The 14,594-nt window shown below is 43.2% G+C and carries 17 protein-coding genes and 1 riboswitch; of the genes, 2 read left to right on the plus strand and 15 right to left on the minus strand.

Features of this window, described 5'->3' with window-relative positions; genetic code table 11:
• Positions 1–195: 195 nt before the first annotated feature.
• Both tal and EAG18_RS02985 read left to right on the plus strand, forming a co-directional pair.
• On the plus strand, positions 196–1,146 hold the full coding sequence (gene tal, locus EAG18_RS02980; protein ID WP_125250917.1) for a transaldolase: 951 nt from the start codon (positions 196–198) through the stop codon (positions 1,144–1,146).
• Positions 1,147–1,559: 413 nt separating this feature from the next.
• Positions 1,560–1,751, plus strand: a complete 192-nt coding sequence (locus EAG18_RS02985) for a DUF3545 family protein (protein ID WP_125250918.1) — start codon at positions 1,560–1,562, stop codon at positions 1,749–1,751.
• A gap of 39 nt (positions 1,752–1,790) precedes the next feature.
• Here EAG18_RS02985 and ung read toward each other — a convergent pair whose 3' ends face one another.
• From ung to EAG18_RS03060, 15 genes are all read right to left on the minus strand, one after another.
• Positions 1,791–2,459 carry a uracil-DNA glycosylase gene (gene ung / locus EAG18_RS02990; protein WP_125250919.1) on the minus strand — a complete coding sequence of 223 codons (669 nt, stop codon included), beginning with the start codon at positions 2,457–2,459 and terminating at the stop codon, positions 1,791–1,793.
• Positions 2,443–3,303 (minus strand): cobalamin-binding protein, encoded by an 861-nt coding sequence (locus EAG18_RS02995; RefSeq protein WP_125250920.1) that lies wholly within the window; start codon positions 3,301–3,303, stop codon positions 2,443–2,445. Before EAG18_RS02995 ends, ung begins: the two co-directional genes overlap by 17 nt.
• A complete protein-coding gene (gene cobO, locus EAG18_RS03000; RefSeq protein WP_125250921.1) occupies positions 3,303–3,899 on the minus strand; it encodes a cob(I)yrinic acid a,c-diamide adenosyltransferase in 597 nt (198 codons plus the stop codon). The genes EAG18_RS02995 and cobO overlap by 1 nt, the downstream gene beginning before the upstream one ends.
• Before the next feature lies 1 nt (position 3,900).
• Entirely contained in the window at positions 3,901–5,373 is a 1,473-nt protein-coding gene (locus tag EAG18_RS03005; RefSeq protein WP_125250922.1) for a cobyric acid synthase, read from the minus strand.
• Positions 5,370–5,588 (minus strand): hypothetical protein, encoded by a 219-nt coding sequence (locus EAG18_RS03010; protein WP_125250923.1) that lies wholly within the window; start codon positions 5,586–5,588, stop codon positions 5,370–5,372. Before EAG18_RS03010 ends, EAG18_RS03005 begins: the two co-directional genes overlap by 4 nt.
• A complete protein-coding gene (locus EAG18_RS03015; protein ID WP_125250924.1) occupies positions 5,581–6,606 on the minus strand; it encodes an iron ABC transporter permease in 1,026 nt (341 codons plus the stop codon). The genes EAG18_RS03010 and EAG18_RS03015 overlap by 8 nt, the downstream gene beginning before the upstream one ends.
• A complete protein-coding gene (locus tag EAG18_RS03020) occupies positions 6,603–7,400 on the minus strand; it encodes an ABC transporter ATP-binding protein (protein ID WP_125250982.1) in 798 nt (265 codons plus the stop codon). Before EAG18_RS03020 ends, EAG18_RS03015 begins: the two co-directional genes overlap by 4 nt.
• Positions 7,401–7,519: 119 nt before the next feature.
• Positions 7,520–7,672: riboswitch (cobalamin riboswitch) on the minus strand.
• 365 nt (positions 7,673–8,037) lie between these two features.
• Complete coding sequence (gene nqrM / locus EAG18_RS03025; protein WP_010372193.1) at positions 8,038–8,250, minus strand: (Na+)-NQR maturation NqrM; 213 nt, start codon at positions 8,248–8,250, stop codon at positions 8,038–8,040.
• 177 nt (positions 8,251–8,427) lie between these two features.
• Positions 8,428–8,667, minus strand: coding sequence for a DUF1496 domain-containing protein (locus EAG18_RS03030; protein ID WP_275557219.1), 240 nt, complete (start codon positions 8,665–8,667; stop codon positions 8,428–8,430).
• Positions 8,668–9,022: 355 nt separating this feature from the next.
• Entirely contained in the window at positions 9,023–10,054 is a 1,032-nt protein-coding gene (locus tag EAG18_RS03035; RefSeq protein ID WP_125250926.1) for an FAD:protein FMN transferase, read from the minus strand.
• 96 nt (positions 10,055–10,150) lie between these two features.
• The gene (gene nqrF, locus EAG18_RS03040; protein WP_125250927.1) at positions 10,151–11,377 is read right to left on the minus strand and encodes an NADH:ubiquinone reductase (Na(+)-transporting) subunit F; all 1,227 of its coding nucleotides are present in this window, start codon (positions 11,375–11,377) and stop codon (positions 10,151–10,153) included.
• 21 nt (positions 11,378–11,398) lie between these two features.
• Complete coding sequence (gene nqrE / locus EAG18_RS03045; protein WP_088529916.1) at positions 11,399–12,007, minus strand: NADH:ubiquinone reductase (Na(+)-transporting) subunit E; 609 nt, start codon at positions 12,005–12,007, stop codon at positions 11,399–11,401.
• Between the two features lie 10 nt (positions 12,008–12,017).
• On the minus strand, positions 12,018–12,650 hold the full coding sequence (locus tag EAG18_RS03050) for an NADH:ubiquinone reductase (Na(+)-transporting) subunit D (RefSeq protein WP_125250928.1): 633 nt from the start codon (positions 12,648–12,650) through the stop codon (positions 12,018–12,020).
• Positions 12,650–13,399: a Na(+)-translocating NADH-quinone reductase subunit C gene (locus EAG18_RS03055; protein ID WP_125250929.1), complete on the minus strand. Its 750-nt coding sequence runs from the start codon at positions 13,397–13,399 to the stop codon at positions 12,650–12,652. Before EAG18_RS03055 ends, EAG18_RS03050 begins: the two co-directional genes overlap by 1 nt.
• A complete protein-coding gene (locus EAG18_RS03060) occupies positions 13,389–14,591 on the minus strand; it encodes an NADH:ubiquinone reductase (Na(+)-transporting) subunit B (protein ID WP_125250930.1) in 1,203 nt (400 codons plus the stop codon). Before EAG18_RS03060 ends, EAG18_RS03055 begins: the two co-directional genes overlap by 11 nt.
• Between the last annotated feature and the right edge of the window lie 3 nt (positions 14,592–14,594).

A 14,594-nucleotide genomic window follows, 5' to 3' on the forward strand; every position in this document is an offset into this window, starting at 1 on the left:
TTTGTCCACTTTGTACGAGGGCTTAAGCTATTCGTGGCTTCGCTTTACAACTCGACCTTATATAACAATAACCTTAAATCATAAGAGTGATATGTCACCTAATACGGACATATGACCTATCCAGCTATTTAATGGTGTTGCAACATAAGGCGTCTAATATCACTTCGCTGTTATCAAAATTGGAATGAGGAACACATGACTTCAGCATTAGATAGGCTAAAACAACATTCATCAATCGTCGCTGACACCGGTGACATTGAAGCTATCCGCAAGCTACAGCCTGAGGATGCAACAACAAACCCTTCTCTTTTACTTAAAGCGGCTGAGACGCCTGCTTATCAGCCTTATCTAACAGAAGCTTGGGATTATGCCAAAGCCAATGAAAGTGATGCTGACAAGCAGCTAGAGCTTGCTTGTGACTATTTTGCTGTGGTGATTGGTAAAGAAATCGCCAACTCTGTGCCAGGCTATATCTCAACCGAAGTAGACGCACGTTTATCTTTTGATACCGAAGCGACTATCGCAAAAGCCAAAACACTACTAAGCCTGTATGAAGCACAAGGCGTGAGCAAAGACAAAATCTTGATCAAAATAGCGTCAACTTGGGAAGGCATCAAAGCTGCTGAAGCCCTTGAAAAAGAGGGGATTAAGTGCAACTTGACACTATTATTTAGTGAAGCACAAGCGCGTGCATGTGCCGATGCTAATGTGTTCCTAATCTCACCATTTGTCGGTCGCATTTTGGATTGGCATGTCGCCAATGGCCTGGAAAAGCCAACAGACCCACTACAAGATCCTGGCGTACAATCTGTTCGTAGTATTTTTGAGTTTTATAAGCAACATGGTTATAAAACCGTAGTTATGGGCGCAAGCTTCAGAAATACTGGAGAAATCTTAGCCCTAACGGGTTGTGATAAGTTAACGATTAGCCCAGCTYTACTAGAAGAGCTTGCTGCAATGCCAGCAAACGACGAGTACTTGCTTGCAGCTGACTTTGAGCCACAGGAAAAACCAGCCGCACTAACAGAAAATGAATTCCGCTGGTTGCATAATCAAGATGCAATGGCGACTGAAAAGCTCGCTGAAGGCATTCGCTCATTTGCAGATGCGCAAGAAACCCTTGTAGCTCGCTTTAAGGCTCTATAACGCATTTAGCAAACTAAATTCAGCATCAAAACGTCGCATTATGCGGCGTTTTTTATAACTTTAAATCCTCCTTCACACTCTGCGTTAAGAGCCTCCTCTACGCCTTCTTTGACTTTCATCAAACTGTCACTTGCTTTTAACCCAAAAGACACAATTGTGTTTTATTTTTGTTCCGACTGTGGTATATCAATATCACTTGAAGTGAAAATTGATACCGCTACATTCTGGTTTTGGTATAAAAAGCGAGCAACATGGGGTTGCTTGTAGCGTACTTTAACTATCAGACTTTTAACGGTTCCTCCTCTGAGGCTTACCATATAGTGTGAAAAATCAACGGTGTCATTGCAGTTGTCGTGCTCATCGAAGCCAAAACAAGTGCCACTTTAGGTTGTTTTTATCAATAGGAGATTTTCATGGATACCCTAGACGAGTTATTAGAATTATTAGAAAGTCCAGAGGCTAAGAAAAAAACTTCATCTAAGGGCAAAAAACGAAAATGGCGCGAGATTGAAGCGCTTAAAGATAAACAGCGACTACGCAAAGAACTACAGGAACTAGATATTTTCGCAGACAGTGTTGATTTAGACGAATTTGATTTAAGCTAAAAAGAGCGCCCTTCATGGCGCTCTTTTTGGTTTTTATTATTATAGTTCAGCCAGTCGCCAATCGATTGGCTGCTTCCCCATTTGTGTCAGCAGTTGATTTGTTTTACTGAAGTGGCTACAGCCAAAAAAACCACGATGTGCAGAGAGCGGTGAGGGATGAGGTGCGTGTAAAACATGGTGACGATTTTTGTCTATGTTTTTACCTTTCTTTTGAGCATGTGAGCCCCAAAGTAAAAAAATGATCCCTTCACTGTTGGCATTGAGTTTCTCGATCACTACATCGGTAAAGCGCTCCCACCCGAGGCTTTTGTGCGAGTGAGCTTGTCCTTGTTCTACTGTCAAAACCGTATTTAACAGCAGTACCCCCTGTTTCGCCCAGTCAATTAGATAACCATGATTGGGGACGGTAAAACCCTCAATATCTTGCAGCAACTCTTTATACATATTATTTAATGACGGTGGTGGCTTGATACCCGGCAGTACAGAAAAACATAAACCGTGAGCTTGGTTGGGGCCATGGTAAGGATCTTGCCCAAGAATTACCACTTTAACTTGGCCAAATGGAGTGACTTTAAACGCCTCAAATACTTGCTCTTGCGGCGGAAATACGTTGACACCTTGTGCCCGACGCTCTGCCACGTACTCCATGGTTTGTTTAAAGTACCCTTGTTGTTTTTCTTGACCTAGTACGTCACTCCACGTTGTCATGTTCTACCTTCATCGTTTTATAATGCGCTCGAGAGACGTTAAGTTTACCACATAAATCCGATATTCCCTCGAGCATACGATAGCTATAACGATGGAGCAGATCAGCATCAACAGATATGTATTGCTTGTGCTTTACCGCAGGGACAGAAGGCCATTGCTGCCATTTAATCGACTCTCTGTCTTGCTCACTCTTTTCCTCAGGGATCACAATCACTTGTGGTGATTTCAACAAAACATTCTCAATGCTAATTTGCGGATAGTCTGTGGTGGCGTCGGCAAAAACATTTTTCACATTACACACGTTAAAGACTTGCTGTAACCAACTTTTCCCCCCCACGGTCATCAGCGGTGATGGCCACAATTGATAAAATACAGCTAAGCTAGCGCTTTGTTCATACTGAGCTTTTAGTTCATCTAAACGCTTATTAAACAAATCAGCCTGTTGTTGTGCTTGAGATCCAAGCCCTGTAATTTTACCAAGGCGTAGCAACTCATCGGGTAATTTATCTAAATATTTTGCTTCACTATAGATCACATCAACACCAAAGCTTTCGAGCTTTTCAAGCATGGGAACGTGACTTGCGTTTTTCCATGCAATGATAAGATCAGGCTTAAGTGCCAAAATTTTTTCAACCGAAATGCCCTGATAATCGCCTATCTGAGGCAGTTGCTTGGCTGCTTCTGGATAATCCGCATAGGCGACCGTGCCTACAATCCGCTCCCCAGCGCCTATTGCATAAAGATTTTCGACAATATGAGGTGCAAGGGCGATGATCCGCTCTGCAGGCTTAGCGCTAACACTAAAGGCAAAAGCTAAAACAATAGAAAAAGTGAGCTTTAGCATCAGTAGTCAAACCCCTTTTGCGCTTTAATACCTGCGTCAAAGGCATGCTTCACATTGCGCACTTCACTTACAGTATCTGCAAGCTCGGTCAGACGTCGATGTGCTCCGCGTCCAGTTACAATCACTGACTGCATAGTTGGGCGATTTTCTAGCGCCGTTATGACTTCATCCAAATCTAGATAATCATAGCTCAACATATAGGTAATTTCATCGAGCAATATCAAGTCGATGCTTTCATCTTGTAGCCATACTTTTGCTTGCTGCCATGTCGCCTGCGCGGCAGCAGTATCGGTTTCACGGTTTTGCGTTTCCCATGTGAAGCCCGTTTTCATGACCGCAAATGGCACACCGACTTTTTCGAGCAAGTTGCGCTCTCCACACTCCCAAGTTCCTTTGATAAACTGCACAACCGCAGCGTTCATACCATGACCGACACAACGCGCAACGGTGCCAAAACCAGATGTTGACTTACCTTTACCGTTACCTGTGATCACTTGCAAAATGCCCTGCTCTTGCTGGGCAGCAGCGATTTTTTCATCGACTTGTTGTTTTACTTTTTGCTGTCGTTGCTGATGCTTATCTTGTTGTCCGCTCATGTTATTCCTCAATTATTTTCATCAATTTTTGCCAATCTAAATGTGCTTCACAGCTGTCGGCAAGACGCGTAATTTGCAGCTCTCTGTGCTTCGCTAAATCAATCGCGGCAGTGCCTGCTTGCTTACTACCTGCCCAAGACAAGATAGCCTGTGTCGCGGCGACCGTATCAAATAAACCATGTAAATAGGTGCCTGCAATTTGATTATCTCGAGAGATAAAACCATCTTTCACACTGTTATTTGGATGTGTGTTAAATAGTAGGAATGGTACCTCTAGTGCCGCTCCAGAAGAAATCCCGGCATGGATCTCGTATCCACACATTTCAGCACTTTGCTCACCCAGCTGGCAAATGCCAGACACTTGCGTCAGTACTTTTTGCTCTGAGAGCGTAGTCTCAAAGTCAGCTAGACCAAGTCCAGCGACTTCACCAAGTGTAGATTCCACCGCATTTGGATCTCTAATGAACTTACCTAACATTTGCAAACCGCCACACACACCTAGCACCTTACCACCGTACCTCAGGTGCCGTTTGATTTCTTCCGCCCAACCCTGTTTGCGTAAGAAAGCTAAATCGCTCAACACATTTTTACTACCAGGCAGTATGATTAAATCACAAGGGCCGATAGATTCTTGATAGCGCACATAACGCAAATCCACTTCAGGGTTTAAGCGCAAGGTGTCAAAGTCGGTGTGATTGCTAATATGAGGAAATAGTAAAACCCTAACGCTTAACGATCCCCGTTCACAGATATTGTCTACCGTCACCGCATCTTCTGCATCGAGCGCTAAGCCATGCAAATAGGGCAATACCCCAAGTACAGGCTTACCCGTTTTTTGCTCGAGCCAGTCAAGTCCTGATTGCAATAACGCAATATCACCACGGAAGCGATTGATCACAAACCCTTTAACCAAGCTTTGTTCATAGTCACTTAATAGCGCAAGTGTGCCAACCAAATGTGCGAATACCCCGCCTTTGTCGATATCAGCGATAATGATCACGGGACACGCCACCTCACAGGCAAACCCCATATTGGCAATGTCATTTTCACGCAGATTGATCTCAGCTGGACTTCCCGCCCCTTCCACTATGCACAGCTCAAATTGGTCGCTGAGGCGCTGATGTGAGGAAAGTACAGCCTCCATCGCTACCTTTTTGTAATCATGATAAGCAGCTGCTTCCATATTACTAATGGCTTTCCCGTGAATAATAACTTGTGCACCAGTGTCTGAATTTGGCTTAAGTAAAATAGGATTAAAGTCTGTGGATAGTGGGACTTTTGCAGCCTCAGCTTGGAGTGCTTGTGCCCGACCAATTTCACCGCCGCAAGGTGTGACAGCACTATTTAGTGCCATATTTTGCGGCTTAAAAGGCGCAACCAATAACCCCTTTCGCTGTAGCACACGGCAAAGTCCTGCAACCAGTGTACTTTTACCCGCATCCGACGTAGTGCCCTGCACCATTAAGGTCTTCATGCTCCTTCACCTCTTAAGCATTGTGATACGCCTGCAATAATAAACAGAGCTGGGAGTGTTATCGCTAAATGCGCCAACTGTAACTGGTTTTGTCTTGGTGACAGGATCTGCACAGTCAAGGATTTAAGTTTACCAAAGGCGCCTAACGGTTTGGCTTTTAAGTCAATAAGCTGTTGAATAAGCAAATTTATAAGAGTGGCTAACGGTTTAACCACGACTTCCTCCTATTCCAGCAGAGCGGCGATTTTTGACAATAAGCAATGCTAAAAAGAACACGCTGCCAATGGCGGCGGTGATCACCCCCACGGGAAGTTCCTGATTATCAATAAGCGTGCGCGACAATACATCCACCCAGAGCATTAAAAGTGCGCCACAAAGCGCGGTGGCAACCACTCCACTGACCTTTGCCTGCGAGATAAAAAAGCGCACGATGTGTGGGATCATTAAACCAACAAATCCGACTCCGCCACACGCAGCGACAAGTACTGCGGTGAGCAAAGAACTTAACAACAACATACCTATTCGTACTAGTCCTACGTTCACACCGAGCGTAGTGGCACTCTCATCTCCGAGTAACAGCGCATTGAGCGGGCGGCGCATGATTAAAAGCGTAATAAAACTCAGTATTACCACCAAGCACACAAACCAAAGCCATTGCCAGCTAGCCCTTGCAAACGAGCCAAGATTCCAAAATAAGATTGCACTAATCGCTTGTGGGTCACTCCAATAAAGCAGCAAACTGGTAAATGCACTGAATAGAAAAGAAAGTGCAACGCCGGCTAACAACATGGTTTCCACTTGCTGCAGTGCATTACGCTTTGCCACGAATAACAGCAACAAAATTGATAGCACGCTTCCAATAAATGCAGCCCCAGACATTGCGAAGCCAGACTGCGCACCGAATAACGTGATAAGTACCACTACACCAAACGATGCACCTGAAGAAATCCCAAATAAATAAGGATCGGCAAGTGGATTGCGCGTTACGGTTTGCAATATAAGCCCGGCGATTGCCAATCCCGCTCCCGCACTCATTGCCAAAAGCGTTCTTGGTAAGCGAAGTTCAACCACTACACGCTGTTGAATTACATTGGGATCAAAATTAATAATCGCTTGAATAACAAGATGCCAAGATAAATCAATTGCACCTATCTTTAGTGCCATCAGCATACTGAAGCAACACAAACTCAACAGTAACAGTGAGCTCAACCAGACTCGCTTTGCTGCTATCATAGCTGATACCCATAATGAAAGCGTATATGCGGTATCTCACTATTATTTGGCGGGTGGCGGACAGTAGAAACCTCCGCACACACTCCAAAAACTTGGCTTAATAGCGCTTCATTAATGACTTCAAGTGGCGCACCATCTGCAACAAGCTCGCCATTGCTCAATATTAATAACCGATCACACAAAGCGCTGGCTAAATTTAAATCATGAAAAGACGCGATGATAGTTACACCAAGCTGTTTGGCTAGCTCCATAATTTGAATTTGATATTTAATATCCAAATGGCTGGTGGGTTCATCCATTATCAATACTTGCGGCGCTTGGACCATAGCACGAGCGATCATCGCCCTTTGCTTCTCTCCACCTGATAACGAACTGTAACATTGCTCACACTTGTGACTTAATCCAACCTGCTCAATGGCCCGGAATATAGTTTGTTTTTCAGCAGCAGTGATGGTTGCTAGCAATGATTTGTTAGGGGTTAATCCCATCAACACCATATCAAATAGTGGTAGATTAAACTCAACGGGAATATCTTGTAGCACCACCGCGACATTTCTTGCGTAGGCCTTGCGCCCATAGCCGTTAAGAGGATTGCCATTGAAGAGTAACTGCCCTGAGCTTGGCGATATGTATTGATATAATGTGCGCAGCAAGGTCGACTTTCCAGCTCCATTCGGCCCGAGCAAACCAATAAATTCGCCTGGATTAATCGTAAAGCTAAGCGCTTTCAAGATAGCTTTGCCACCAAGCTGTACGCTAAGTTTATCAACTTGAAACTGCGGTGTGACTGCCATAGCACCTCTGATTGGGCATGGCAAAGAAGTCGCTTGTAGCATAGGCGACTGCTTTGACTTAAGTCTGCCCGCTTAAGTAAACAACCTGAACTTTGGATAATCTTGCTCTTATCCAAAGTTCAGATTAAATAAATAGACCTTGGTATCTGACTTATGCAAGAGATACACTCCAGCACTTACAGTTGCGGGGACAGTTGAGGACTCACACCTCATTCCCAATATCTGCCTATTACAAAATGTGCATTATTATGAAGTCTAGACGTCTAAAATACAACTTTTGCCCGAGCGCTTTAATTGATGTTGTAAAATACATCGACTTTAATGACACCTACATAAGGAACACTTATCCTCGACTGATACTTATTACCTTAATTAAGTGGTCTATGTTGACGCGAGAAAATATTGTCGATAACACCGCTCCCGCGTGCTGCTCACGCCGACGTACCAGCGCCCTTTAGGCAAGGTGAATTTATGCGCCTATAGCTGGCTATTGGAAATGAATGCAACGCAGTTAGCGTCAGATTTACTCCTTCAAATTGAGCAAGTATTAAGGCTAATTGGTATTAAAATGAATATGTTGCCCAAAAAGCAAAAACGCAAGCTAGGCCTGCGTTTTTAGTGAATATCATTCTGTGGCTCAAAGGATCTGGTTTTCTTTCCACATCTCTTCTTTTGCCAACCGCTTTTTGCGTTTATCACATGGATCGTCGCAATCACAGATTTTGTCAATGCCCATTGAACCTAAACCACCACAGCTACTAGCCATTGATTTCTTTTGTACGATAACGCCTACTGCCATCGCAACAGCGATAAGCATGAGTAAACCGAAAGTAAGGAGGAATAAAGACATTATCTAGCCCCTTTTTATTGCTACATGATATGAGTGACGACGCACAAATTATACGCTTTCACGACGCCACTCACAATTAAATTATGGATATTAGGGCAAGTTTATAGCTATCGCTTTTACATCAAAGCAGGTATTCAGGCACTAAAAAGCCGCTTGCGCGGCTTTTAATTTTATCAATTATTGATCTATCCAAATCAAATTGCCTTCAGGGCCAACTGCACACACTTTCATGGTTGAGTCTTGTTCCATGACTGCACCTTTCGAGTATTCTAAGTCAGCATAATAGCAATATTGTTTACTATCATACGTTTTTACGACATCTTTTTTGCTGCTGTCTGGCTCAACATGTGTACCTTCATTTGCCAACGCGAAACTTGGCATAGCAATCAGTGTAACCCCCAGTAATACTATTTTCATCACAGCCATGTACCTCTTTGATACAGTGTAAAGTTTTAAAGGGTGTTCGATATTTATACTACACCCTTTTTATCAATTTAACACCTGAAGTTAACCCTTTCATATAAAGCAGTAAATAAAGCAGTAAATCACCCCAGAATAATTATTATACCAATTTTATTAATTAAGTGGTCTATTTTGAGGCGAGAAAATCTTGTCGATAACACCGCTTCCGCGTCCTGCTCACGCCGAGGTACCTACGTCCTGTAGGCAAGGCAAAAATTTTGCTATTTAGTTGTTCTAAATAAAAAATTTTTAACGCTGTTAGCGTCAGACTTACTCCTTCAAATTGAGCAAGTATTAAGTCAAATTGGTATTAGTTCAGATAAGGCTTGAACTCGTCACTTGCATACGTCTTTATCCCCTCTGCACTCTTATACATAAGATAAACAGGCAGCTGATGTTGCTGAGCATAAGCTTTGGCACGCTCTGTTCCCATCACCGTTAACGCTGTCGCTAGACCATCAGCAACCATTGCAGAAGGATGTAGCACTGTCACCGATACCAGCTCATGCTTTACAGGGCGACCAGTCATAGGATCARTTAGGTGAGTAAAAGTTTCGCCATCCATTTCATAAAAAATACGATAATCTCCCGAGGTCGCAATACCATTTTTGCCAGGCTCGATTACACGATGAATTTGACGTTGACCAACAGGCGCATCTGGCTTTTCTATCGCAATACGCCAATTACCGTCCGGCTTCTTACCTGATACACGCAGCTCTCCACCAATTTCCACCATATAATCGTGAATATCGTGACTTTCAATGACTGTCGCGACTTTATCAATACCATAACCCTTAGCCGTGGCAGAAAAAGATAGTTCTAGTCCTGAGATAGTCTTTGCTAACCCGGCATCGGTAAGGGCAAGCTTATCTATACCAATGCGTGAGCGCATATCATCAAGTGCCAGCTGTGATGGACGTTTAGTTGGCCTTTTATCTGGCCCAAATCCCCATAAGTCAATCAAGGGCCCCATAGTTACATCTAATGTTTCCGTGGATTGTCCTAACCGAATTGATTCTTCGATCACAGTGCGGAAGTCTTCGCTAATTGGCATCACAGTATTAGCTGGTAACGCATTAAATTGATTTATCTCAGAGTCAGGAATATAAGTCGACATAGACTGATTTACCGCTTTTAGCGCTTGCTCTACTTCATCGTGCAGCTGTGCTTGAGAAAGGCTGTTTTGGCCCGGAAATACCTTGATATTATAGGTAGTTCCCATTGTTTTACCCGATAACACGATTTCAGTTGGCGGTTGCTGTTTTTCTTGGCAGGCGCTTAGAAAAAAGAAAAAAAACGAAACTATAAAAATTTTAGAGATTAAATTACCACTTATCTTCATCACAATTCCCTGAATTTAATAAAAAAGCCCTCAAACAAAATAGGTTGTTTGAGGGCTTATATTTTATCTTAAGTTCATTATCAGACTAAAACCTAATTAACCACCGAAGTCATCAAGTAGGATGTTCTCGTCTTCAACACCTAAGTCTTTAAGCATGTTGATAACCGCCGCATTCATCATCGGAGGACCACACATGTAGAACTCACAATCTTCTGGTGCTTCATGATCTTTCAAGTAGTTTTCAAGAAGTACATTGTGGATGAAGCCTGTATATCCGTCCCAGTTATCCTCTGGTTGAGGATCTGAAAGTGCTACATGCCATTCAAAGTTGTCGTTGTCAGCAGATAAGCCGTCAAAGTCTTCTACGTAGAACATTTCACGCTTAGAGCGCGCACCGTACCAGAAAGAAATCTTACGCTTAGAGTTGATACGCTTAAGCTGGTCGAAGATATGTGAACGCATTGGAGCCATACCAGCACCACCACCTACGAATACCATTTCTGCATCAGTTTCTTTTGCAAAGAACTCACCGAATGGGCCAGAAATCATAACCTTATCACCTTCTTTAAGTGACCAAATGTACGAAGACATTTTACCACATGGTAGCGTAAGGTTATTTGGTGGCGGAGTAGCGATACGCACGTTAAGCATAATAATACCAAACTCTTCTGGGTAGTTTGCCATTGAGTATGCACGGATCGTTTCTTCGTCAACTTTAGACTCTAGATTGAAAAAGCCAAAACGCTCCCAATCTGCACGGTATTCTTCTGGAATATCGTAGTCTGCATATTTAACGTGGTGAGCAGGGGCTTCAATTTGGATATAACCACCCGCACGGAAAGGTACAACTTCACCTTCAGGAATAGCTAGCTTTAGTTCCTTGATGAAAGTTGCTTTGTTATCGTTAGAGATAACAGTACATTCCCACTTTTTAACACCGAAGATCGAGTCTTCAACTTCGATTTCCATGTCATTTTTAACATTAACCTGACACGCTAATCGGCAACCTTCACGCGCTTCACCTTTAGAAATATGGTCAAGCTCGGTAGGTAGGATATCGCCACCACCTTCTTTAATGTGTACTCGACACTGACCACATGAGCCACCGCCACCACACGCAGATGATACGAAAATCCCCGCGTTTGCAAGCGCACCTAGAAGCTTACCGCCCGCTGGGGTTTTAATCGCTTTTTCAGGATCGCCGTTTATATCAATTGTCACGTCACCGCTTGCTACAAGCTTAGACTTCGCTGCAATGATGATAAGCACCAACATCACAACGATAGCGATGAACATGCTTACGCCTAATACAATAGTTTCCATCGTATAGTTTCCTCGCTACCCTTACAGTGAAATACCAGAGAATGACATGAAGCCAAAGCCCATCAGACCTACAGTAACAAAGGTAATACCTAAGCCACGTAAACCATCTGGTACATCTGCGTATTTCATTTTCTCACGAATACCCGCTAACAACACAATAGCAAGCGCCCAACCCACACCAGAACCTAGACCATAAACTACTGATTCACCAAAGTTTAGGTTACGTTCAACCATGAATGATACTGCACCGAAAATCGCGCAGTTTACTGTGATCAATGGTAAGAAGATACCAAGCGCGTTGTATAGTGCAGGGAAAAACTTGTCCAGAGTCATTTCTAGAATTTGAACAAGTGCTGCGATAACACCGATGAACGTCAAGAAGCGTAAGAAGCTTAGGTCTACCTCAGGGAAGCCTAACCATTCAAGAGCGCCTGGTGCTAGTACAGCGTGATAAACTAAGTTGTTCACTGGTACTGAAATACCAAGTACAACGATTACCGCGATGCCTAAGCCTAGTGACGTCGTTACTTTCTTAGATACCGCCAAGAAAGTACACATACCTAAGAAGAAAGATAAAGCTAAGTTTTCAATGAAAACCGCTTTTATGAATAAGTTGATATATTGTTCCATCTCTCTCCCCTTATGCCTTTGCTTCTACTTGCTCTTTCTTCCAAGTACGTAGTGCCCAAATGAAAGCACCTACGATGAAGAATGAGCTGAATGGCATAACTAGTAGACCCATAGGCTGGTACCAACCACCTTCAGAGATAAGTGGTAGGATTTCTACACCGAATAACGTACCAGAACCGAATAGTTCACGAATGAAGCCTACAGTTAATAGTACAACAGAGTAGCCTAAACCATTACCGATGCCGTCAAGGAATGACATAGCCGGAGGTGACTTCATTGCATAAGCTTCTGCACGACCCATTACGATACAGTTAGTAATGATAAGGCCGATGAAGGTCGATAGCTCTTTTGCTGTGGTATACACAACCGCTTGTAGTACTTGGTCTACTACAATTACTAGCGATGCAATGATCGTCATTTGTACAATGATACGCACACTCGAAGGAATGTGATTACGGATCATCGAGATGAATAAACTTGAGAATGCACAAACTAATGTCAATGCAATTGACATGATAAGCGCATTTTTGAGGCTTGATGTAACTGCTAGTGCAGAACAAATACCCAAAACTTGCAGAGCAATCGGGTTGTTTGCAAAAACAGGACCAAACAAGACTTCCTTCATTTCTTTTGCATTAGCCATTAGTTCAATGCTCCATTACGTACTTTCGCAAGGAATGGACCAAACGCTTTGTCGCTCGTCCAAAAATCAACAGTATTATCAACACCGTTCGACGTTAGTGTCGCACCAGATAAACCATCTATCTTGTGCTCATTACCGCCAGCACTACCTTTCACTACATCGATAGGAAGCTCTTTATCATCCCAAAGTGCTGTCCACTTAGGATTTTGGATTTCCGCACCTAGGCCTGGAGTTTCCATATGCTTGTAGAAGTTAATAGACTTGATTGTCTCGCCATTCGGTTCTAAAGCTAAGAAACCATACATAATCCCCCACAGACCGTAGCCTTGGATTGGAAGAATAATAGTAGATAGCTGACCTTGGTCGTCTTTTGCAAAGTAAACTGGTGAGTTATAAGTAATACGTTGAATACCTGCAACGTCTTCTTCTTTAGACAGCTTGTAGCTGCGCTTAGCGTCAAACTTGGTCGCTTCAAAGTCGAAAGACTCAGGTTGTACGTCTTCAACAAACTCACCGCTTTCAAGGTTAACAACACGTGCTTCGATGTTCTGATTAAATACTTCAGAAACATCTTTCACTTTGTCAAAACCTGCAACAGCAAGTATGTTACGCTGAATATCTTCGTTTTTGTTAGCTTGCTGCATAGGGCGAAGCTGCACAGAAGCAAAAGATACGACGATTGCACACACTAGACATAAGCCAACAACTACGCCGAGCGTTTTGCCCATTGATTCATTATTAGTTGACACGTGCCAATCTCCTCTTCACATTAGATTGAACTACGAAGTGGTCGAACAGAGGCGCAAATAAGTTAGCGAATAGAATAGCTAACATCATGCCTTCTGGGTATGCAGGGTTAACAACACGGATAAGTACAACCATTACACCAATAAGTGCACCGTATAACCACTTACCTTTGTCTGTAAATGACGCAGATACTGGGTCTGTTGCCATAAAGAACATACCAAATGCAAAACCACCAAGTACAAGGTGCCAATGCCAAGGCATTGCAAATGCAGCGTTAGTTTCAGAACCAATTGCATTAAGAAGGAATGACATCACAACCATACCGATGAATGTGCCCAGAACGATACGCCATGACGCGATACGAACATAGATCAAGAACAAACCACCGATCATAATTGCAAGTGTAGATGTCTCACCCATTGAACCTTGAATGAAGCCATAAAACGCGTTCCACCAAAGTTCCATGTTACTGTAATCTAGCGAACCAGCTACTGCTTGGCCTAAGTATGTTGCGCCAGAGAACGAGTCAACTGCTGTCCATACAGTGTCACCTGAAATGTCTGCTGGATATGCAAAGAACAAGAAAGCACGACCTGCAAGCGCTGGGTTTAAGAAGTTACGACCCGTGCCACCAAAGATTTCTTTTGCAACTACAACACCAAATGTAATACCTAGTGCAGCTTGCCACAACGGAATCGTAGCTGGCAGGATAAGTGCAAATAAAACAGATGTAACGAAGAAACCTTCGTTAACTTCGTGCTTACGAACCGATGCAAATAGGATCTCCCAAAAAGCACCGACAGCAAAGACAGTACCATATATAGGTAGGAAGAAACATGCACCATAAAACATCTTGGCACCCCAACCTGCATCAGCAGTGAGTACACCGCCAAGTGATTGGAAAATAGTAACTTGCCATGTATTTGCAAGTTCAAAACCGTTACCTAGCGCTACTGCTGCTTGATGACCGATGTTAAACATACCAAAGAACATCGCTGGGAATGTCGCCATCCACACTAAAATCATAATACGTTTTAGGTCGATGTTATCACGGACGTGAGTTCCGCCTTTGTTTACGTAACCTGGCGTATAGAAAATTGTTGCCACCGCTTCATACAGGGCATACCACTTTTCGTGTTTACCACCAGGTTCAAAGTGAGGTTCAATGTCTTCTAAAAATTTCTTTAAGGCCATTTT

Source organism: Pseudoalteromonas sp. J010 (assembly GCF_003934235.1).
Classification (GTDB): Bacteria; Pseudomonadota; Gammaproteobacteria; order Enterobacterales; family Alteromonadaceae; genus Pseudoalteromonas; species Pseudoalteromonas peptidolytica.